Raw genomic sequence first — 20199 nt, 5'->3', positions numbered from 1 at the left:
CCGTCACAACGCGAGCAACAACGACCGCAGCTCGCTGACCTGCTTCGGCTCCGCGATCCCGTCCCAGGGAGACAGGGCCGCCAGCCCGGCCTCCTGGTGCTCGGCGGCCCGCTCCCGCCGCAGCCTGGCCAGGTGCAGGTGGACGAGCGCGGTGCTCACCCCGGCGGGGGGCAGCCGCGACTCGGCCTCCTCCAGCAGCGCCACCACCGCGTCCGGCGCGTGCCCCGGGTCCTCCAGCATGATCCCGGCCAGGTGCACCAGGCAGCGCGCCCGCCCGATCTCGTCCGCGGCCCCGGTGTAGAGCCGCTCGGCCTCGTCCAGGTGCAGGCCGGCGTCGTGGCTCTGGCCCAGGTAGTGGTGGGCCAGCGCGAGCAGCTCGCGGGCGTGCGCCTCCGCCGCGGTGTCGCCGGCCCGCCGCGCCAGGTCGAGCGCCTGGAACAGCACGACCCTGGCGTTGGTGTGCAGCGTGCGCGCCTCGGGCCCGCGGCCGTCGTGGTCGAGCGTCTGGCCCCTGCGCATGAGCAGCGCCGCCACGTTCGCCAGCCGGACGGCCTGGCCGAGCACGTCGCCGCCGGCCAGCGCCTGCCCGTACCTGACGAGGGCCGACTCGACGGCGGGGAACTCGTCGCCGCCGGACAGCAGGATCGCCGCGTGCGCGAGATGCAGGCCGGCGGGCCACGACTCGACCCTGACGCGCAGCGCCGCCGCGCGGTTGAAGTGCCGCCGCGCCTCGCGCGGATCCCCGGAGGTGAGCAGGATCGCGCACTGGCGCAGCTCGGCCGTGGCCTGCACCTGCTCGTCCCCGAGCGCCTCGGCCGCCCTGCCCAGCTCGGCCGCCGCGCGCAGCCGGTCCTCGTGCCGCTGTTCGAGCCGGAACCAGCTCTCCAGCGCGTCGGCGATCCGCGCGAGCGCGCGGCCGGTCCTGGGCGCGGGCGCCCTGCCGGCCAGCACCTGCAACAGCACCCGGTCCTCCATCGCGAACCAGGTCCTGGCCTCCTCGGCGGGCAGCCGCCCGGCGTACGAGCCGGCCTGCTCGGCGAAGTGCTCGACCAGCCGCCGCCAGGCGGCGACCTCCCTGGGCGAGTCCTCGGCGCCGCCGCCGCGGAACGCGCTCGACACCCGGACGCGCGTCATCCGCACGTTCTCCACCAGCCCGAGATCGGCCAGCTCCCCGATCGCGTCCGACGCGGACGGCACGCCGAGCAGCGCGGCGGCGGCCTGGTGGTCCACCTCGGCGATGGGCAGCCCGGCGAGCAGCACGAAGAGCTGCTTGGCCGTCGGCCTGAGCTGCTTGACGCTGAGGTGGAGCACGAAGTCGAGCGTGTCGGCGACCGGCCGGCCGCGCAGGTCGTCCACCAGCGACTGGAGTGAGACGCCCGGGTTGCGCGCCAGCCAGCGGCCCACCCTGACGATCTCCAGCGGGCTGCCCAGGCAGACGTCCACCAGCAGCTCCAGCGCCTTCGGGTCGCGGGCCACCCGCTCGGGCCCGAGGTGCCTGGCCAGCAGCGCCTGGCCCGCCTCGGGGGCGAGCGGGCCGAGGTGGATCGGCTCGACGTGCTGCGGCGGCGCGTCCGTGAGCGTGCCCGCCAGCACGACGTGCGCGCCCGGCACCCGGGTCGGCAGCCAGTCGACCTGGCTCCACGAGCTGACGTTGTCCAGCAGGAGCACCTGCCCCGTGCCGGTGAGCGCCTCGATCACCTGCGCGGTCGCGTCCTGCGGCTCCTGGATCGCGCCCGGCGGGCGGTTCAGCGTGCGCAGCACCCGCTGCGCGACGCTCAGCGGCGTCTCGGGCCGGTCCCTGTCGGGGCCGCGCAGGTCGGCGTAGCGCTGCTTGCGCGCCTCGCCCGCCAGCTCCCACGCCGCCTGGATGGCCAGCGTGGACGTGCCCATCCCGATGCCGCCGTGCACCACGACGACGCCGTGCTCCAGCGCCTCGTCCTTGATCCGCCGCAGCTCGGCGTCGCGGCCGGTGAAGCCGTCGATCCTGTCGGGGAACGGCATGGCGGCCATGGCAGGCCGGGGCGGGGCCTCGCGGTGGCGGCGGCGGATCAGGTAGGTGAGCGACCCGGCCGCGAGCGGCACCAGCACCACGAGGACGATCAGCAGCCAGGCCGGCCAGCCGCCGATGAGCTGCTTGATCAGCTCCTCCTGGAGGATCAGGAGGGTGCCGCCCACCGTCAGCGCCCCGCCGACGCCCAGCTCGGGCAGGTGCGCCACGGCCCGCCGGTACAGGCGCGACAGCCGGAACCTCAGCCGTTCCCCGCGCGAGATGTCCGTCACCGGCGCACCCCCCGGGTCAGCCCCCGGTGGAGCCGGCGCGCGGTCACGGCCACCACCAGCACCGGCACGGCGGTGGCGATCACGGCCTGGGCCGCCAGCGGGCTCGCCGCGCTCATGAAGTGGCGGGCCTGCTCCAGCAGGATCAGCGGCAGGTGGTCGCCCGACGGCCAGTTCAGCAGCAGGCCGACGACCGCGTCGTTCCACACCAGGACGAACGCCAGCACCCCGGCCAGCACCACGGCCGGGCGCGCCTCGCGTACGACGTGGAACAGCTCCCACCGGTCGCGCGCGAGCATCGGCGCGGGCACCCGGACGAACGCGTTGTGCAGCACCAGCACCGCCAGCGGGATGACCAGCGCCGCGTGCACGATGGTCAGCGCGAGCGCGGTGCCCACCGGGCTCAGCCAGCGCTGCAACGGCACGGCGAACGCCTGCGGCGGCAGCGCCGCCAAAGCCACGGAGACCAGCAGGACGGGCCGCCAGGCGCGGCGCGGCAGCAGGTGCTCGTGCGCCAGCACGTACGCCGCAGGCACCGCGGCCAGCAGCACCACGCACACCACCGACAAGGCCCGCAGCGCCGTGGTGCCCAGCGCCCCGGTGAACGCGCTGTCGGACAGCGCCTCCCCGTACGAGCCGAGCGTCCACGGCTCGCCGTTCCACCACCCGGTGCGCGCGGCGGCGATCGGCTCGCGCAGCGACGTGAGCAGCAGCGCCGCGAACGGCAGCAGCCACAGCACGGCCACAGCCCCGCCCAGCGGCCACAACCGCCGGCCACTCCCGGCACCGGCCCGCCCCGCACGCGCCGCCTGAGCCGCGCCGACCTGCCCGCGCCCACCACGCGTCGCCTGAGCCGCGCCGACCTGCCCGCCACGCGCCGCCTGAGCAGCGCCGGTCTGCCCGAGCCCGTCACGTGCGGGCGGGTCCGCCCAGTTCGCCCGCCCGCGCAGGCCGAGCAGCGCCGGCGAGGCCAGCCCGGCCACCAGCAGGGACATCAGCACGGCCAGCGCGGCGGCCCCCGCGTCACCCAGGTCGTCGTTGTGCCGCCACCAGTACAGCCCGCCGCCCTCCACCAGCGCCTGCGTCGAGCCGGGCACCCCCATCAGCACCAGGTCGAACACCCGGGCCGCCGCCACCAGCGCGAACAGGTACGCCAGCGCGGCGGGCCCGGCCAGCGCGGGCAGCACCACGGACCAGAGCCGGCGCCGCCGCCCCACGCCGAACGCCCTGGCCATCCGCAGCAGGCTCGTCGGCAGCCGGGCCAGGGCCTCGTGGAAGACCAGGAACGCGACCCCGGCGTACTGCCAGACGAAGGCCAGCCCGAGCACGAGCCAGATCCAGCCGGGCCCGAGGAAGGCCAGGTCCCTGCCGAGCAGGGCGGCGGCCATGCCGCGCTCGCGGCTGGTGTCGAACAGCAGCCGGAAGATCGCTCCGGTGGTGAGCGGGGAGACCACGGCGGGCAGCACCAGGATGACCCGCATGACCAGGCCCAGCGCGAGGCCGGCGTTCCTGACCAGCCAGGCCAGGCCGAGCCCGACCGCGCACACGACCACGACCAGCACCCACCAGATCAGCGAGTTGCCGACCGCCTGCCAGGCCTGGCCGTCGCTCAGCACGCCGGACCAGGCGCCGGGCCTGGAGAAGCTGATGACCACGGTCACCAGGAACGGCGCCAGGATCACGCCCGCCGACAGCAGCACCGCCAGCAGCAGGTAGAGCGCGGCCCGCCAGCGGCTCAGCCCGGACGCGGCGGCCGGCTCCCGGACGTCGTGGTGCGGTGCCACCTCGAACAGGAAGGCGTTCTGCTCGCTCATGCGGCGGCGGCCTCCACGATCTTCTCGCGGGCGGCCGCGGCAGCCGTCGCCGGAGCGACCGTGCCCGCGGTGACGTCGGTGAACAGCTCGGTGAGCACCCGCCACAGCCCGCGCCCGTCGCCGCCCTCCAACCGGCCGATGAGCCGGTCCGACAGGTCGTAGTGGCGGCTCTCCGCCTTGTCCAGCATCTGCGCGGGCATCCGCAGCAGCGGGTGCGACGGCGCGCTGTACGGGGTCAGGAAGCCGCCCTCGTCCACCCAGTCGGTCAGCGCGTCGCGCTCGCCGCTCGCGCGCGGCCTGGTCAGCCAGTTCACGAAGTCGAGCGCGTCCTGCCCGCCGCCGCGCATCGCCACCGCCACGTCACCGCCGACCACCAGCGGGGCGTCCCCGCCGTCGAGGCCGGGGAAGGGGAAGTGCCGGGCCACGTCGCCGCCGCCGTACCGCTCGATGACGGGCAGCGCGAAGTCGGGCGCGGCCACCACGTCGGCGGTGCGGTAGCTGAAGACGTCCAGGATCGAGTCGTGGAACTGCATGGTCAGCGCGCGCCTGCCCTGCTCCTGGGTGAACGCCTCGCGCCAGATCGTGGCGAGCAGCGTGAGCGCCTCGGTGACCCTGGCCACGCCCCACCAGGCCTGGCTGCCGCGTTCCGCGGGCGGGTAGAGCCCGGTGTAGACCTCGGGGGCGTAGGCGAGCAGCACGTTCTCGAACCAGTCGCTGAGCACCCACCCGTCGGCCGCGCCGATCGCCAGCGAGCCGGGGCCGGGCTGCCAATGGGTCAGGCTCGCGGGCGACCACTGCTCGCCCGCGCGGTGCCACACGAGCGACTTGTTCGCGATCTTGAACCAGGCGCCCAGCTCCTCCTCACTGTCGTACGGGGTCACCAGCCGCCGCCAGAACTCCGGCTGCTCGTGCCCGCCGCTCCTGGGCCGGATGCGGGGCCGCACCACCGGGTCGAAGAGCAGCCCGAGGCGGGGGATGACCGCCACGTCGGGGATGACGTCCTCGGCGGGGCCGCGCAGCAGCGCGCTGATGTTGTCGCCCGCCGAGTAGACGCTGACGGGCCGCCGCTGCCGGGCCGCGTACGCGTCCACCACGCGCAGGAAGCGGCGTAACTCCTCGCCGCTCCACACGACCGCGACGCGTAACGGCGCCTGCCCTGAGCAGCCCGCGACCGTGACGGCCGGGATGGCGGCCAGGAACGCCCTACGGCTCATCGACATCGGCGATCTCCCAGATGCAGGAAGGGGAGGCGAGGCTGGCCACCCTGGTGCCGTCGTCGGTGACGACCAGCACGGCCAGCCCTGGGTCGGCGCGCAGCGCCCCGCTCACGGCCGCGTGGCACGGCCCGCAGCCCGTCCGGTCCTCGATCACCACCACCTTGACGGGCAGCGGGCGGCACAGGACGCGCGCCAGCGCCACGCTCAGCCGCTCGTCGTGGGCCAGCTCGTGCGGCCGGGAGCGCAGGAAGCCCTGGATGTCCATCCGCCTGGCCATGAACGCGATCCGGCCCTGCACGAACGACGGCGCCAGGTCGTCACGCGCGGCCAGCGCCAGGTTCCGCTCGACGGTCAGGTGCGGCAACAGCCCCGCGCCCGCCGGGACCAGCCCGATCTCGCGCTCCGCGGGCAGCCGCATGGTGATCTCGTGGCCGCCGATCCCGATCCGGCCGCCGACGGGCATCTCCAGGCCGAGCAGCAGGTCGGTGAACGCGTCGGCCTCGGCGGGCCCCTCGGCCACCACCACGGCGGTCTGCCCGGGGGCGAGCAGCAGCGGGTCGGGCGACAGGCGGCGCCGGGCTCCACGCGTCTCCCAGGTGAGACCGTCGATCTCCAGAAGTGGCACGTCCGCAACCGCCGTCAAGTCGGGATGTCATCCGCCCCGACGTTCGCACAAACCGGGCCGCGCGGCAACGTGATTGATCGATTCCGCTACGTGTTCAGGAAGAGGCAGAAGGGGTGGCCGTCCGGGTCGAGGTGCACGCGCACGTCCTGCTGCGGCTGGTAGTCGGCCACCGTCGCGCCCAGCTCGACGGCCCTGGCGCTGCTCTCGTCGAGGTCGTCCACCTCGATGTCGAGGTGCGCCATCATCTGCTGGGCGCCGGGCCGCGCGGGCCAGGTCGGCCGCACGTACTGGGGGTCGCTGGAGAACGACAGCCCGGCCCCGCCGCCCGGCGGCCTGAGCATCACCCAGCCGGGCTCCTCCTCCTTGACGTCCCAGCCCAGCAGGGCACGGTAGAAGGCGGCCAGCGCGTTCGCGTCGGGCGTCTCCAGGACGGTGGCGGCCAGTCTCACATCGGCTCCCTAGGTCCGGTGAAGCAGGTGGTGAACCAGTCTCTTGCGTGCCCGGCCACGGCCTCCAGCGCGCCCGGCTCCTCGAACAGGTGCGTCGCCCCCGGCACGACCGTGATCCGGCTCTCCGCGCTCAGGCGCCGCTGCGCCTGCTCGTTCAGCTCCACGACCACCGGGTCGCGCCCGCCCACGATGAGCAGGGTCGGCGCGCGCACCGCCGCCAGCCGCTCCCCGGCCAGATCGGGACGGCCGCCGCGCGAGACGATCGCGGCGATCGCGTTGCCGGGCTCGGCCGCCGCCCACAGGGCCGCCGCCGCGCCGGTGCTGGCGCCGAAGTACCCGATCGGCAGGCCCTTGGCCGCGGGCTGGTCGCGCACCCAGGCGGTGTGCTCCAGCAGCCGCCCGGCCAGCAGCGGGATGTCGAAGACGTTCGCCCTGTCGGCCTCCTCCTCGGGCGTGAGCAGGTCGAACAGCAGCGTGCCCAGGCCCGTCTCGTTGAGCGCGCCCGCCACGAAACGGTTGCGGGGGCTGTGCCGGCCGCTGCCGCTGCCGTGCACGAACACCACCAAGCCGTGAGCGGCGTCAGGAACGATCAGGTCGCCGGCCATGTGTCACCCTCCCTCATCTGCCGCTACCCGCTCAACGGCGGCTCTATCCGCGCCGTTACTGGGCAGGAAAACTGGACATGGAGGGTGAAACGGGGCGCGGTCGCGAGGTGGTCGGCTCCCCGCTCGAACGCATCGTGTCGGGCGGGGCCGCCGCGCTGGCCCGCGTCCACAGCATGGGCGTCGGGCGCTGGCTGCGGATGGAGCGGGAGGCGCTGGCCCAGACGGTCAAGGTGACGGCGGCGTGCGCGCTGGCCTGGTGGCTGGCCGCGTACGTGCTCAAGGTCGACCTGCCGGTGCTCGTGCCCATCGGCGTGCTGCTGACCGTCTCCGCGACGGCGTACAGCACGCTCGTCCGCGGCGGCCAGCAGATCATGGCCGTCGTGGTCGGCGTGGGCGCGGCCACCGCGCTCATCTGGCTGATCGGCGCCAACGTGGTGACGCTGGGCGTGCTGGTGGTGGCGGGCCTCGTCCTGACGCGCCTGCTCAACCTGCCCGCCCAGAACGTGCAGATCCCCATCACGGCGCTGCTGGTGTTCGCGCTCGGCAGCACGTACGGCTTCGCCCGCCTCGCCGACGTGCTCCTCGGCGCCGCCATCGGCATCGCGGCGAACCTCCTCGTCATGCCGCCCCGCTTCGTGGACAAGGCCGGCAAGGAGCTGTGCGGCCTGTCCGCCGAGCTGGCCGACCTGGCCGAGGACATGTCGAACGGCCTGCGCGGCGACTGGGACAGGGAGATGGCCGGCGAGTGGCTCGACCGGGCGCGTGCCCTGTCCCAGCGCCTGGAGGACACCGAACAGGCCGCCGACCAGGCGGCGGAGTCCGTACGGCTGTCGCTGCGCCGCCGCCGCTACGACCGCCGCCTGCGCCAGGTGGCCGAGGCCGCCACCTGCCTCGACCACGCCTGCCACCAGCTCAGAGGCATCGCCAGGGGCCTCGTGGACCTCGTCGCCGGCGTGCGCGGCCTGCCCGGCGCGCGCGGCGCCGACCTGCCCGAGTCGCTGGCGGACGAGCTGGCCGCGCTGTCCCGCGTGTTCAGGGACTTCGGCATGCTGCAGGTCGGTCACGGGCGGCGGGAGTACCTGGAGGACCTGTGCGCCGCCCTCGACGACGGCGAACGCCAGCAGCGGCGGCTGGCCACCGAGTTCCACCACACCCGGCATGCCGAGCTGCGCTCGCTGCAGGGGGCGCTGCTGGACGACTGCGCGCGGATCCGGCACGAGTTCGACCCGGACACCGGCCCGCACAAGGCGGCCTTCCCGAGGCAGGATTGACGGGTGCCGCAAGCTCCGGAACCCGACTGCTGGCTCCACCCCGGCCTGGAGGTGCGCCCCTCTGTCATCGCGGGCGAGGGCCTGTTCGCCACGGCGGAGATCCCCGCCGGCACCGTCGTCTCCCGCCTGGGCGGGCGCCTGGTGACCTGGGACGACCTCCAGGCCCTGTTCGCCGACCCCACCGTGCCCTACGTCGACACCATCACGGTGACCGCCGACCATCACCTCGTTTTGCCGCCTGGCCGCCCCATCGGCAAGGCCAACCACAGTTGCGACCCGAACCTGTGGTGGACCGGGCCGTACACGCTGGCCGCCCGCCGCGACCTGCGCCCTGGGGAGGAGGTCACCAGCGACTACGCCACCAGCACCGCCGACCCCGGCTTCGTCCTGGACTGCCGCTGCGCCACCCCGCTCTGCCGGGGCCGCGTGACCGGCGACGACTGGCGCCGCCCCGACCTGCTGGAGCGCTACGGCGAGCACTGGGTGCCCGCCCTGCTCGCACTCGTCCACGCTTAGTCATGACTCAGTCCACGAGCCTGAGGTCAGCCCACGAGCCTGAGGTCAGCCCACGAGCCTGACGTCAGTCCGCGAGCCTGAGGTCAGCCCATCAGCCGCAGCCGGTCCCCGGCCTGGTCGGCGAGCTGGTCGAGCAGCTCACCCCCATCGCCCGCCACCACCGCCTTCTTGGCGTTGAACGCCCGCACCCACAGCCCGGCCCCCCACGCCACCCCCCACTCCTCGCGCCCCCAGACCGCTCCCCGCGCCCGCACGTAGCACTCCAGAAAACGCGCGCTCTCCTCCACCCCGGCCCGCACGGCCGACCGCCCCGTCTCGGTGAACACCGCCGCGGCCGCCCCCGCGACGGCCGGCTCGGGCAGCGCCACGGCGCTGTCCCAGTCGTGCACGGCCAGCAGCTCCTCCCCGCGCCACCACACGTTCTGCGACTCGAAGTCCCCGTGCCCCACCACGGGCGCCGGCCGCGCCCCCAGCAGCCGTTCCCGCACCCGCCGGCCCAGGTCGTCCAGCCATCCGGGCCCGGGGCGGGCGTTGAGGTCGGCGTCGAGGTCGTCCGGCCACGGCCATACCTCGGCCCCGCCGTGCTCCCACCCCACCCACGGCGGCGCGGGCGAGAGCGAGGCCACGGCCCCGGGCGGGGGAGCGAGGCGTACGAGCCGGGCCAGCGCCCGCGCGAACAGCGACGCCCGATCCGCCCCGCCACCGAGCTGCTCGCCGCCGGACACGTACTCCTCGGCCGTCACGACCGACCCGCCGATGAACGACGGCCCGGCGAGGGGCGCGGGGCAGGGGAAGCCCGCCGCCGCCAGGTGCCGCTGCACGTCCACGCAACCCCGGACGCGCGCCTCGCCCGGCGTCCTGCGCTTGACCACCACCCGCCGCCCGTCGGCCAGCTCCAGCCCCAGCACCTCGGCGAGATGCTCCGACCGGAAGAGCTCCAGGACCGGCGTCGCCCCCAGCCACTTCTCGCACCACTCGGCCAGCGTCACCGCGCCAGTATCACGCTCCGATGACGTTGATCATGGCATACTGCACGGATGTCCGATTTCGCCGAGTTTCGAGCGCGGGGGCGCGCGGCTCTGCTGGCCGGTCAAGCCACTCATGACGTCCCCTTCGCGGACGGCGGCACCCGCTGGGGCACCACGGCCGCGTTCCGCCCGCAGCAGCAGATCGCGGAGCGGATGGCGGAGCTGTCCGCCACCGTCAGCGCCCCCGGCCACTGGGTGCACGGCGCCGGCACCCTGCACGTCACGCTCAGGACGCTGGAGCGCTACCGCACGCACATCCCGCAGGACGACCCGCTGTGCCGCGCGTACGGGAGCGCGCTGGCCGAGGCGGTGGCGGGCCTGCCGCCGGCAAGGGTGCGCCTGGCGGGCGTGCACCCGCACCCGGGCGGCGTCGTGGTGGGCGCCCATCCGGAGGACGACACCCTGGACACGATCCGCAAGCGCTTCGCCCACGTGCTGGAGACGCGCGGCATCCGGGACGTGGAGCGCGGCCGGGTCCGCGACCGCTGGTACGTCAGCCTCGTGCACTTCGCGGCCCCGCTGACGAACGCCGGCGAGCTGGTCGCGTGGTGTGACGCGCACGCGGACGCCGACTTCGGGACGGCCGAGCTGCGCACGGCGGAGATCGTCCAGTTCGTGCACACGGGCGGCGGCGTCCGCGTGAACTCCCTGGAGCGCGCGGTTCTGGGCGAAGGCGGCGGGGCGCCGCCCCGGCCCCATTCCTGAGGCGGCACCCCGCCGCCGGCCCCTCGCTGCCCGCCCCCGCGGTAGCCGCTTCAGCCCAGCAGCAGCGCCGTCACGAACTGCAGCAGGTGCCAGGCCACGTAGGCGCTCAGCGAGCAGAACGCCCACTCCTTGCCCCTGCTGATCCGCGAGATCCACCGCAGCTCCTCCGCCGGCTCGCGGCGCGCCCGCAGGGTCCGCGACACGAGGTACGTCGCCACCAGCCAGGCGGCCCCCGACCCCACGGCGAGAGCGGCCGAGATGGCCAGCAGCAGCGGCGAGGAGGAGACCTCCCCGGCGGCGGGAGCCTGGTGCACCCAGGCCCCCAGGAGACCGGCGAGCAGCCCGACGGTGATCCGTCTGTCCTTGCGCGCCTGACTTTTCAGCCAGTTGAGGTCTCGACGCAGATGGTTCTTGAGCATCCGGATCACCTCCGTTTTTCGGTAGCCGGATCACCAGCTAACGGGAGTGTCCGGAAAAGATCTGCGACCTTAGATCCGGGATTTCACGACTTTTGTCGGCATTTCATGGATAAACCGCAGTTCCTCCGCCACCTGCTTCGCCTCGAAAACGTCACCCACCTCTTCCAGAACCCGCACGGCTTCGCGCAAATGGGTCACGGCGGCCCACCGGTGCCCCAGCCGGGCCGAGACGAGCCCGAGTGCCCGCAGCGCGCAGCCGAGGTCGCGCCGCGTCCCGCACTCCCTGTGCACGTCCATGGCCTGACGCGCGTACAACGCGGCCTCGTCCGTCCTGTCGAGGTCGAGCAGCACCAGGGCGAGCGTGGTGAGCGCCGCCGCCCACCGGTCGCGGGTGCCGGTCTCGTGCTGCAGCTCGGCCGCCTCCCTGGCGGGCGCCAGCGCCTGCGCCGACCGGCCCGCCGCGAGCAGCGCCTGCGCCATCGACAGCAGCGCGCTGCCCCGGTTGTCGCGCAGCTCCTCCCTGATCGCCAGCGCCGCCCTGGCCGCCCGCAGCGCCGCCTTGGGCTGCCCCAGCGAGAGGTACGTGTACGTCAGCGTCTCCTGCACGTCGCCCTCGACCCGCCGGTTACCCAGGCCCTGCACGATGTCCAGGGCTTCGAGCGCGTACACGAAGGCCACCTGAGGGCGGCCCTGGCGGCGGCGCACCCGCGCGAGCCGGTTGAGCATGCGCGCCTCGACGGGCCCGTCGCGGATCACCCTGCTGATCGCCAGCGCCTGGCTGAGGTAGTCGTCGGCGCGCAGGTAGTCGGACAGCCGCCAGTACACCAGGCCGATGTCGCCGAGCGTCTCGGCCTTGCCCTGCTCGTGGTGCAGCTCGATCTGCACGGCCAGGGCCTGGTCGTAGGAGGCGAGCGCCTCGTCGTAGCGGGAGCCGTTGCGGGCGATGCGGCCGAGCGCGCACAGGGCCCGGCCGCAGCCGTACTGGTCGCCGGTCGCGGTGTAGCCGGCCAGCGCGCGTTCGGCGTCGCGCTGGGCGTCGTGCGGCAGCCGCAGCAGGTCGTAGATCTCGGCCAGGCACAGCAGCGTCTCGGCCTCGGCGTGCTCGTCGCCCAGCTCGTGGCAGATCGACAGCGCCTCCAGGCCCTCCGACAGGGCGGCGTTCGGCTCGCCCAGGTTGCGCTGCACGGTGGCCAGGATGATCAGGCTCTGCGCGGTGCCACGCCGGTCGCCGAGCTCCTCGCGCACGTCCAGGGCCTGGCCGGCGTGGTGCAGCGCCAGCTCGTAGCGCTCCTGCGACAGGTGCAGCCGCGACAGCGTGTGCAGGCAGCTCGCCACCCCGGCCGGGTCGTCGATCTCCCGGTACAGGTCGAGCGCCTCGGCGGCGTAACGCAGCGCGTCCTCGCTGTTGCCGGCGATGCCGTGCACCTCGGCCAGCTCATTCAGCGCCCGCGCCTGGCCCTCGCGGTCGCCCAGCTCGGCGAAGTCCGCCAGCGCCTCGCCGATCAGCCTGGCGGCCAGCGTGGACGGGCCGATGTCGCGGTGCAGGCTGCCCAGCCGGCTGCGCATGAGCGCGATGGCCCGCCGGTTGCTGACCTGCATGGCCGAGGTGAGCCCGCCCTGCTGCACCTCCAGGTTGTTCTCGTAGAAGCGCAGCCGCCTGAACGGCTCGAACACGGCCTCGGCCAGCCGCCAGGCCATGCCGTGCGCGCCGCTCTCCCCGGCCAGCCGCACGGCCGACACCAGCGAGCGCCGCTCGGCCTCGAACCACTCGCGCGGCGTCGCCGGATCGGTCGCCATCGCCAGGTAGTGGTCGAGCAGCCGCACCCTGGCCTCCCGCACGCCCGCCTCCGCGTGCCTGCCCAGCTCCTTGGCCAGCCGCTTGACCAGGTCGTGCACCCGGTAGCGCGGCCCCGGCAGCGGCTCCACCAGGTACGCCCTGTGCAGCCCCTCCACCGCGACCACCGCCTCGTTCACCGGCACGCCCAGCGCCGCCGCCAGCACCTCGGGCGTGAAGTCACGGCCTGGCAGCAGCCCGACGTGCCGGAAGGCCCGCCGCTGCGCGGGGCTCAGCGACTCGTACGCCAGGTTGAGCGCCTGGGTGAACGCCTCCTCAGGATCGCCTGCCAGCAGCCGGTCGGGCCTGCGCAGCTCCCGCGCCCTGGACTGGACGCTGAGCCCGGGGTTCTCGGCCAGCTTGGCCGCCGAGATCCGCAGCGCGAACGGATGGTAGGAGCACACCCGCGCCAGGTCGGCCAGCGCGTCGCGGTCGGCGGCCCTGGGCGAGTCCTCGCCGAGCACCGCGACGAGCAGCGCCACGGCGTTGCCCGGGTCGAGCACGGGCAGGTCCATCAGGTCGGCGTGGCCGGTGGCGCGCAGCGGCGCCATCCTGGTCCTGCTGGTGACCAGCGCCACGCAGTCCCTGCTGCCCGGCAGCAGCGCCCGCACCTGCGCGGGGTCGGCGGCGTTGTCCAGGATGAGCAGCAGCCGCCGCCCGGCGATCCTGCTGCGGTAGAGCAGCATCAGCTCGGCCTCGTCGGAGGCGGGCTCGCCGATGCCGAGCGAGCGCAGGATCTGTCCCAGGGCCTCGACGGTGCTCATCGGCGGCTGGCTCGGCGACTGCCCGCGCAGGTCGATCACGATCTGCCCGTCGGGGAACCGGTCGGCGTGCAGATGGCCCCAGTGCGTCACCAGCGCGGTCTTGCCCACCCCCGGCAGGCCCTGCACGACCATGGTGTTCGTCCGCCGTGGCCGTTCCAGCCAGCCGGTGAGCAGGTCGAGGCTCTGCTGGCGGCCGATGAAGTCCGGCATGTCGGCGGGGAGCTGGCGCGGCTTGGGCACCTCGCCCACCGGCAGGGGCTCGGCCGGCCCGGCCGGGCGGGCCAGGAACGGCGGCACCCGCCCGGCCCACGGCGCCGACAGGTGCTCCCAGCTCCCGGCGGCGACGCGCAGCGCGGACGGGTCGGCGACGCGCAGCCGCCGGTACCGCACCCGGACCAGCCAGCCGCGCTGCGTCCACCGGGTGATCTGGCGCTGCACCACGTCGGCGGAGCTGCCGACCAGCCCGGCCAGCGTCTCCATGGTCAGCGGCGGCGCGTCCTCGGAGCCCAGCTCGTAACGCTCGTCCAGGTGCAGCAGCCACACGGCCAGCCGGGCGGCGACGGGCGCGCGGGACAGCGCCTCGTGCCTGCGCGCGGCCATGTTGCGCGCGAACAGCTCCTGCACCAGCGCGTTCGCCACGGCGGGGCTGCCGGAGGCGTGCTCGCGCAGCCGCCGCAGGTCGATGGGCCAGGCGCGCACCTCGGTCAGCGCGTCCACCCTGACCCGGTCGGCGGGGCTCCAGAAGGCCAGCTCGCCGACGAGGTCGCCCGCGCCCCGCAGGTCGTGCACGGCCTCCCGCCCGCCCGCCGGGGTGTACTCGCGGGCGTAGCCCGAGTCGATCACGTAGACGTTGTGGTCGGCCCGCAACGGCGAGCACATCATCTCGTCACGGTGGTAGACACGCGGGCGGGCGCCCTCGTCGATCAGCGATCCGAAGAGGCCCACCCGGACACCACCCCCTTAAGGACGGCGGTGTCCTCGACATGACAGACGCGAAACAGTTCGTACGTCGACTTGTCACATCAGTGGAGCGCAGCGGGAACCCGCTGTCAATCTTCGGGAACTTTCGGTCAGACGCCGGCGGCGGGCGCGGCCGGGCGTGAAGACTTTCGGCCCTGCGGTGTCGGCGCCGCCGGGCGCGAAGATTTTCGGTCAGACGTTGGCCGCGTCGGCGCGGTCGGGCACGAAGCGGTAGCCGACGTTGCGCACGGTGCCGATCAGCGACTCGTACTCGGTGCCGAGCTTGGCGCGCAGCCGCCGCACGTGCACGTCGACCGTCCTGGTGCCGCCGAAGTAGTCGTAGCCCCAGACCTCCTGGAGGAGCTGGGCGCGGGTGAAGACCCTGCCCGGGTGCTGGGCGAGGTACTTGAGCAGCTCGAACTCCTTGAACGTGAGGTCGAGCACGCGGCCGCGCAGCCGCGCGGTGTAGGTGGCCTCGTCGATCGACAGGTCGCCGCTGCGGATCTCGTCCGGGACGTCCTCCGTCGCGGCCTGCGAGATTCGGCCGGTCGCCATCCGGAGCCTGGCCTCCACCTCGGCGGGGCCGGCGCTGTCGAGCAGCACGTCGTCCACGCCCCACTCGGAGGTCATCGCGGCCAGCCCGCCCTCGGTCACGATCACCAGGAGCGGGCAGTCGATGCCGGTGGTGCGGATCAACCGGCACAGGCTCTTGGCCTGCACGAGCTCCTTGCGCGCGTCAACGAGGACGGCGTCGGCGGGAGGGGTGTCGATGAGGGCGGATGCCTCCGCCGGGGCGACGCGGACCGAGTGGAGCAGCAACCCGAGCGCCGGTAGCACCTCGGCGGACGGCTCGAGGGCGTTGGTCAGCAGGAGCAGGTTGCTCATTACGGCCTCCTCAAACACGCAAGGACCCGGGGGCTACGTCGCCCAGGTCCTGTGAGTGAGGATATCCCACTAGTAAGTCGCGTCCATTGCGCGTCCGGCAGATGAACAGCGCGTCTCCTGGAACAAGCTCGTTAAGGGCGACGCACAATAGTGTGGAAAAGATTGTGAGGCAACGCATGGCCACGGGAAAAGTGCGTTATTGGGCGGCTGCCAAGGAAGCGGCGGGAGTCGCCGAGGAACCGTTCGAAGCGGTCACGCTTGGTGAACTCATGACGAAAATCACACAAAATCGGTCAGACCTGGCACGCGTCGTGCGACGATGCTCCTTCCTCGTGGACGGCTCCCCGGTCGGCAAGCGCCCCCACGGAGAGGTCATCCTCGCTGACGGCGCGACCGTGGAGGTCCTCCCGCCCTTCGCAGGCGGTTGAGCCGTCAGGTGAGGGGGTGCTTCGCGGGGGAATGGGAGATTCCAATCGGTAGTCTCTTGACCCCCGCTCGAGACATGGGAGCCCCATGCGCAAGCTGATCGTTTTCCTGATCGTGCTGGTCGTCCTCCTTGTCGCCGTGGACCGCGTCGCCGTGGCAGGCGTGCAGCGGGATCTGGCGAACCGCATCGCGGCGTCGGCCGACCTCTCCGGCACGCCGACCGTCACCATTGAGGGCATCCCATTTCTCACTCAGGCCATCTCCGGGCGCTATCCGGAGGTACGGTTCAATCTCGGCACATTCACGTACGGAGACGTGCCGATCAAGAACCTGCGGGGCGCCGCCTACGACGTGACGGCACCCCTGGCGGACATCATCCAGAACAGACCCGACATCCGGGCCGGCCGTGTGAGCATCAGCGGCACCCTCACCAGGGAGACGATCGACAAGCACGCCCCCCAGGGCGTCAAGATCGGCGGCAACGGGCGGCGGCTCACGGCGTCGGGCGAGGTCACGGTGGGGGTGAACAAGGTGCGGTTCAACGCCGAGATGCGGGTCGAATTGGCCGACGGGGCGATCAGGGTGCAGGCCGAGAAGATCCAGGGCGTGCCCGACCAGGTCGCCCGGCTCATCTCCTACACCATCCCCTTCCAGGGCAAGCTGCCCTTCGACGTGAAGGTGACCGGGGTCAAGAGCGTGCCGGAGGGCCTGGAGATCTCGGCCGAGGCGTCTGACGTGCCGATCCGTGGATGAGACTGAACCGCTCGCGCCCGTCGTACGTGAAGAGGGTGTGAGCACAGCCGGGACCGCCGACGAGGAACTCGTGAAGACCCTCTTCGACGAGCATGCCGGGCCCCTCTACGGCTACGTTCTGCGACTGACCGGTGACTCCGGGCGGGCCGAGGACGTCGTCCAGGAGACGCTGCTGCGGGCCTGGCGACATCCCGAGGCGATGTCCGGCAGGCCCATCCGCGCGTGGCTGTTCACGGTGGCCCGTAATCTCGTCGTGGACCAGCATCGCGCCAAGAAGGCCAGGCCGCAGGAGACCGGCGACGAGGCGCTGGCGGTCCTGCCGGCCGACGACGAGCTGGAGCGGGCGGTCGAGTCGTGGGCCGTGGCCGAGGCGCTGGCCGCGCTGCGGCCCGAGCACCGGGAGGTGCTGCTGGAGGTCTACTACCGGGGGCGATCGGTGAAGGAGGCGTCGGCGACGCTGGGCATTCCGCCGGGCACGGTGAAGTCCCGCACGTACTACGCGTTGCGCGCGCTCAAGCTGGCGCTCGAGGAACGGGGGCTGGCACCGTGATGACGTGCGAGGAGGTTCGCATCTCGCTGGGCGCGCACGCGCTGGGCGCGCTGGAGCCCGAGGAGGAGCTGGAGATCGACCACCACCTGGCGACCTGCGAGGCGTGCGGCGCCGAGCTGCTGGAGCTGGAGGGGGTCGGCGCGTTCCTGGGCAAGGTGTCCGAGCGTGACGTGGAGCTGGTCGCCAGCCCCCCGCGCCAGGTGCTCGACCGGCTGCTGAACGACCGCGTCAAGCGGACCAGGCGCGGGCGCGCCGTGATGTCGCTGATCGCGGCGGCGGCGGTCCTGGTGGTGGGCGGCACGGTGTGGACGACGATCCAGACCGGCTCCGGAGGTGAGACGACCGCGGCCCAGGCCCCCGCGCCCGCCGCCTCGGAGGCCCCCCAGGTGCTCCGCGACCAGAGCAGCGAGCAGGACTACGCACAGAAGGCCCAGCCGAGGGACGCCGCCTCCGACTCCCGGAGCGCCGCCGAGGCCTCCCAGAGCCCCGCGGTGCCCGAGAGCGCGACCAGGCCCACCCCGGCCCCCACCAAGGCGGACGAGGTCGCGTTCAGCGACGAGAACGACGCCGAGGAGTACTACGCCACCGTGCTCGTCCGGCCCACGGCCACCGGCTCCGCGCTCGGCGTGCAGGTCATGGGCGTGCCCGTGGGCACCGACTGCCTGGTCGTGGTGGTCGGCGTGGACGGGCGCGAGGAGCGCTCCGAGAGCTGGGTCGTCAAGCAGCGCGACTACGAGACCGGGAGGATCTTCCGCTTCGGGACGAGCATGTCGCTCAACGAGATCGCCAGGTTCGAGGTGGTCGACACCGCCGGGAACCTGCTCGTCAACGTGCCCGTGAAGGACCGCGGGAAGTAACCACTCCGCCGCGCGGTTGCACGGAGGATGACGGGCTTGTGGGTGGCGCTGGCGACGCTGGCGCTCGGAACGGTGATCGGGGTGATGCGCTTGCGCCGCGACGGACGCGTGAACGACGCGGACGGCGACCGGCTGTCCGCCGCCGACCTCGGCGCCGCGCTCGGGGAGAAGGCCACTCTGGTGCAGTTCTCGACCGCGTTCTGCCAGCCGTGCCGGGCCACCCGGCGCGTCCTGGCCGACGTGAGCGCGCTCGTGCCAGGGGTCGGCCACGTCGAGATCGACGCCGAGTCCCGGCTCGACCTCGTCCGCAGGCTCGACATCACGCGCACGCCCACCGTGCTCGTGCTCGACGCGGCGGGCGGCATCGTCAAGAAGGCGTCCGGGCAGCCGCGCAAGGCCGACGTGCTGGCCGCGCTCGCACAGGCCGTACCCGAGACCTGACTGTGAGGCGTCTCACAAGTCGTCTCAGCAACCGGACGAGATGTGACAGATGACGAGACGCCGAGTAGTGTCGTCGCCATGAACCCATCGACAGAGCTGCTCACGAAGCGGCGCGCGGTTGATTTCTGCCGCGTCGCCACCGCGCTCTGTCGCGCTGCCTGAGGACGATCTCGCGCGGACCTGTGATCCGCCCCAAATCGACCCCTTCAGGAGCATCCTGCGATGCGTGCCGATCCTAGAGCGCTGCGCTTCGGCGCGGCCATCACCACCCTGGTCCTGGCCTCCGTCCTGGTGACGGAGAGCTTCTGGCTGCTCGCCGCCCAGGCGGTGGTCTTCGCGCTCGGCGCGCATCGGCGCTCGCCGTACGCGATGCTCTTCAAGGCGTTCGTCAGGAGCGATCCAACGGAGACCGAGGACGCCCGTCCGCCCCGCTTCGCCCAGGGGGTAGGGCTGGCCTTCGCGGTCGTCGGCCTGATCGGGTTCGCCACCGGGATCACACCGCTGGCCCTCGGGGCCACGGCCGCGGCTCTCCTCGCCGCCTTCCTCAACGCAGCCTTCGGATTCTGCCTCGGCTGCGAAACGTACCTGCTCATTCGCCGACTACTGCCCGCCGCCAACATGGAGGTATCCAAATGAGCCGCTCCGCCGCCCTGGTGGACGCCGACTGGGTCGAGGCCAACCTCGACACCCCTGGAGTCGTCCTCGTCGAGGTCGACGAAGATGTCAGCGCCTACGACAAGGGCCACATCCGTGGTGCTGTGAAGGTCGACTGGCGTAACGACCTGCAGGACCCTGTGCGCCGCGACTTCGTGGACAAGACGGGCTTCGAGGCGCTGCTGTCCGACCGCGGCATCGGCAACGATGACACGGTCGTGCTGTACGGCGGCAACAACAACTGGTTCGCCGCCTACGCGTACTGGTACTTCAAGCTGTACGGCCACTCCAACGTGAAGCTGCTCGACGGCGGGCGCAAGAAGTGGGAGCTCGACTCTCGCGAGCTGGTCAAGGACGTGCCGCAGCGCGCCAAGACCCAGTACGTGGCCCAGGAGCAGGACAGCGCGATCCGCGCCTTCCGCGACGACGTGGTGTCCGCCATCGGCAAGCTCAACCTGGTCGACGTGCGCTCGCCCGACGAGTTCACCGGCAAGCTGCTCGCCCCGGCCCACCTCCCGCAGGAGCAGGCCCAGCGCGGCGGCCACGTGCCCACCGCCCGCAACATCCCGTGGTCCAAGGCCGCGAACGACGACGGCACCTTCAAGTCCGACGACGACCTGCGCAGCCTCTACCAGGAGGCCGGCGTCGACTTCGGCAAGGACACCATCGCCTACTGCCGCATCGGCGAGCGCTCCGCGCACACCTGGTTCGTGCTGCACGAGCTGCTCGAGCAGTCCAACGTGAAGAACTACGACGGTTCGTGGACCGAATACGGCTCGCTCGTGGGCGTGCCGATCGAGCTTGGGGAGGCCCGCTAATGTCGGCTGCAGCACAGGGTTGCGGCGCGCCGGAGCAGACCGTCGCGCTGCCCGCCGGGATCGATCTCAGCAACCAGGCCGTCATCCAGGGCGTCGTGACCGGCGCCGGCACCGCCTACGCGCGGCTGCTCGACCACTCCGGTGAGTTCACCGGCGAGGTCGTGGTCTCCGAGGACGGCGTCTTCCGCTTCTTCGCCGCGCCCGGCGACTGGACCGTCCGCATCATCGCGGGCGGCGGCGTCACCAGGGACGTGCAGGTCGAGGCCAAGCTGGGCGAGGTCGCCCAGCTCGCGGTCGCCGTCTGAGCACCCGCTCGCCTACAGGGCCCGCG

At 73.1% G+C, this 20199-nt stretch carries 22 protein-coding genes; 12 read left to right on the top strand and 10 right to left on the bottom strand.

Annotated elements, in window-relative coordinates; genetic code table 11:
• Positions 1–3: 3 nt before the first annotated feature.
• From ABD331_RS52920 to ABD331_RS52895, 6 genes are all read right to left on the bottom strand, one after another.
• Positions 4–2280, bottom strand: coding sequence for a hypothetical protein (locus ABD331_RS52920; RefSeq protein ID WP_344493798.1), 2277 nt, complete (start codon positions 2278–2280; stop codon positions 4–6).
• On the bottom strand, positions 2277–4091 hold the full coding sequence (locus ABD331_RS52915; protein WP_344493796.1) for an ABC transporter permease subunit: 1815 nt from the start codon (positions 4089–4091) through the stop codon (positions 2277–2279). The genes ABD331_RS52920 and ABD331_RS52915 overlap by 4 nt, the downstream gene beginning before the upstream one ends.
• Complete coding sequence (locus tag ABD331_RS52910; RefSeq protein WP_344493795.1) at positions 4088–5311, bottom strand: hypothetical protein; 1224 nt, start codon at positions 5309–5311, stop codon at positions 4088–4090. The genes ABD331_RS52915 and ABD331_RS52910 overlap by 4 nt, the downstream gene beginning before the upstream one ends.
• On the bottom strand, positions 5295–5951 hold the full coding sequence (locus ABD331_RS52905) for an ATP-binding cassette domain-containing protein (RefSeq protein WP_344493794.1): 657 nt from the start codon (positions 5949–5951) through the stop codon (positions 5295–5297). Before ABD331_RS52905 ends, ABD331_RS52910 begins: the two co-directional genes overlap by 17 nt.
• A 68-nt stretch (positions 5952–6019) precedes the next feature.
• Positions 6020–6382: a VOC family protein gene (locus tag ABD331_RS52900; RefSeq protein ID WP_344493793.1), complete on the bottom strand. Its 363-nt coding sequence runs from the start codon at positions 6380–6382 to the stop codon at positions 6020–6022.
• The gene (locus ABD331_RS52895; protein ID WP_344493791.1) at positions 6379–6987 is read right to left on the bottom strand and encodes a dienelactone hydrolase family protein; all 609 of its coding nucleotides are present in this window, start codon (positions 6985–6987) and stop codon (positions 6379–6381) included. The genes ABD331_RS52900 and ABD331_RS52895 overlap by 4 nt, the downstream gene beginning before the upstream one ends.
• A gap of 77 nt (positions 6988–7064) precedes the next feature.
• Between ABD331_RS52895 and ABD331_RS52890 the strand changes: the two genes are divergently transcribed.
• Both ABD331_RS52890 and ABD331_RS52885 read left to right on the top strand, forming a co-directional pair.
• Positions 7065–8258 (top strand): FUSC family protein, encoded by a 1194-nt coding sequence (locus ABD331_RS52890; RefSeq protein ID WP_344493789.1) that lies wholly within the window; start codon positions 7065–7067, stop codon positions 8256–8258.
• A 3-nt stretch (positions 8259–8261) separates the two neighbouring features.
• The gene (locus ABD331_RS52885) at positions 8262–8774 is read left to right on the top strand and encodes an SET domain-containing protein (RefSeq protein WP_344493787.1); all 513 of its coding nucleotides are present in this window, start codon (positions 8262–8264) and stop codon (positions 8772–8774) included.
• Between the two features lie 83 nt (positions 8775–8857).
• On the opposite strand, the gene ABD331_RS52880 is transcribed toward ABD331_RS52885, so the two are convergent.
• Positions 8858–9763, bottom strand: a complete 906-nt coding sequence (locus ABD331_RS52880; protein WP_344493785.1) for an aminoglycoside phosphotransferase/kinase family protein — start codon at positions 9761–9763, stop codon at positions 8858–8860.
• 48 nt (positions 9764–9811) lie between these two features.
• On the opposite strand from ABD331_RS52880, the gene ABD331_RS52875 reads away from it, so the two are divergent.
• Complete coding sequence (locus ABD331_RS52875) at positions 9812–10507, top strand: hypothetical protein (RefSeq protein ID WP_344493783.1); 696 nt, start codon at positions 9812–9814, stop codon at positions 10505–10507.
• Positions 10508–10557: 50 nt separating this feature from the next.
• Here the strand turns inward: ABD331_RS52875 and ABD331_RS52870 are convergent, their stop codons facing one another.
• The 3 genes from ABD331_RS52870 to ABD331_RS52860 form a co-directional block, all read right to left on the bottom strand.
• Entirely contained in the window at positions 10558–10926 is a 369-nt protein-coding gene (locus ABD331_RS52870; protein WP_148433439.1) for a hypothetical protein, read from the bottom strand.
• 69 nt (positions 10927–10995) lie between these two features.
• Positions 10996–14469, bottom strand: a complete 3474-nt coding sequence (locus ABD331_RS52865) for a tetratricopeptide repeat protein (RefSeq protein ID WP_344493780.1) — start codon at positions 14467–14469, stop codon at positions 10996–10998.
• A 207-nt stretch (positions 14470–14676) separates the two neighbouring features.
• Complete coding sequence (locus ABD331_RS52860; RefSeq protein ID WP_344493778.1) at positions 14677–15369, bottom strand: response regulator transcription factor; 693 nt, start codon at positions 15367–15369, stop codon at positions 14677–14679.
• A 176-nt stretch (positions 15370–15545) separates the two neighbouring features.
• Here ABD331_RS52860 and ABD331_RS52855 point away from each other — a divergent pair, with 176 nt between their 5' ends.
• The 9 genes from ABD331_RS52855 to ABD331_RS52820 all read left to right on the top strand — a co-directional run bounded on the left by ABD331_RS52855 (position 15546) and on the right by ABD331_RS52820 (position 20173).
• On the top strand, positions 15546–15797 hold the full coding sequence (locus ABD331_RS52855; RefSeq protein WP_148433531.1) for a MoaD/ThiS family protein: 252 nt from the start codon (positions 15546–15548) through the stop codon (positions 15795–15797).
• An 85-nt stretch (positions 15798–15882) separates the two neighbouring features.
• Positions 15883–16548 (top strand): LmeA family phospholipid-binding protein, encoded by a 666-nt coding sequence (locus ABD331_RS52850; RefSeq protein ID WP_344493776.1) that lies wholly within the window; start codon positions 15883–15885, stop codon positions 16546–16548.
• 37 nt (positions 16549–16585) lie between these two features.
• Positions 16586–17098: a sigma-70 family RNA polymerase sigma factor gene (locus tag ABD331_RS52845; protein ID WP_344493774.1), complete on the top strand. Its 513-nt coding sequence runs from the start codon at positions 16586–16588 to the stop codon at positions 17096–17098.
• Positions 17098–17955: an anti-sigma factor family protein gene (locus ABD331_RS52840; protein ID WP_344493909.1), complete on the top strand. Its 858-nt coding sequence runs from the start codon at positions 17098–17100 to the stop codon at positions 17953–17955. The genes ABD331_RS52845 and ABD331_RS52840 overlap by 1 nt, the downstream gene beginning before the upstream one ends.
• 27 nt (positions 17956–17982) lie before the next feature.
• Positions 17983–18396 (top strand): TlpA family protein disulfide reductase, encoded by a 414-nt coding sequence (locus tag ABD331_RS52835; protein WP_344493772.1) that lies wholly within the window; start codon positions 17983–17985, stop codon positions 18394–18396.
• 78 nt (positions 18397–18474) lie between these two features.
• Positions 18475–18558, top strand: a complete 84-nt coding sequence (locus ABD331_RS61190; RefSeq protein ID WP_350668905.1) for a putative leader peptide — start codon at positions 18475–18477, stop codon at positions 18556–18558.
• A 60-nt stretch (positions 18559–18618) separates the two neighbouring features.
• On the top strand, positions 18619–19032 hold the full coding sequence (locus ABD331_RS52830; RefSeq protein WP_344493770.1) for a DUF4395 domain-containing protein: 414 nt from the start codon (positions 18619–18621) through the stop codon (positions 19030–19032).
• A complete protein-coding gene (locus ABD331_RS52825; RefSeq protein ID WP_344493768.1) occupies positions 19029–19868 on the top strand; it encodes a sulfurtransferase in 840 nt (279 codons plus the stop codon). The genes ABD331_RS52830 and ABD331_RS52825 overlap by 4 nt, the downstream gene beginning before the upstream one ends.
• On the top strand, positions 19868–20173 hold the full coding sequence (locus ABD331_RS52820) for a DUF1416 domain-containing protein (protein ID WP_148433448.1): 306 nt from the start codon (positions 19868–19870) through the stop codon (positions 20171–20173). The genes ABD331_RS52825 and ABD331_RS52820 overlap by 1 nt, the downstream gene beginning before the upstream one ends.
• Positions 20174–20199 lie beyond the last annotated feature (26 nt).

This window comes from Nonomuraea monospora (genome assembly GCF_039531895.1).
GTDB lineage: Bacteria > Actinomycetota > Actinomycetes > Streptosporangiales > Streptosporangiaceae > Nonomuraea > Nonomuraea monospora.
This window is presented reverse-complemented; position numbering and strand designations above follow the sequence as displayed.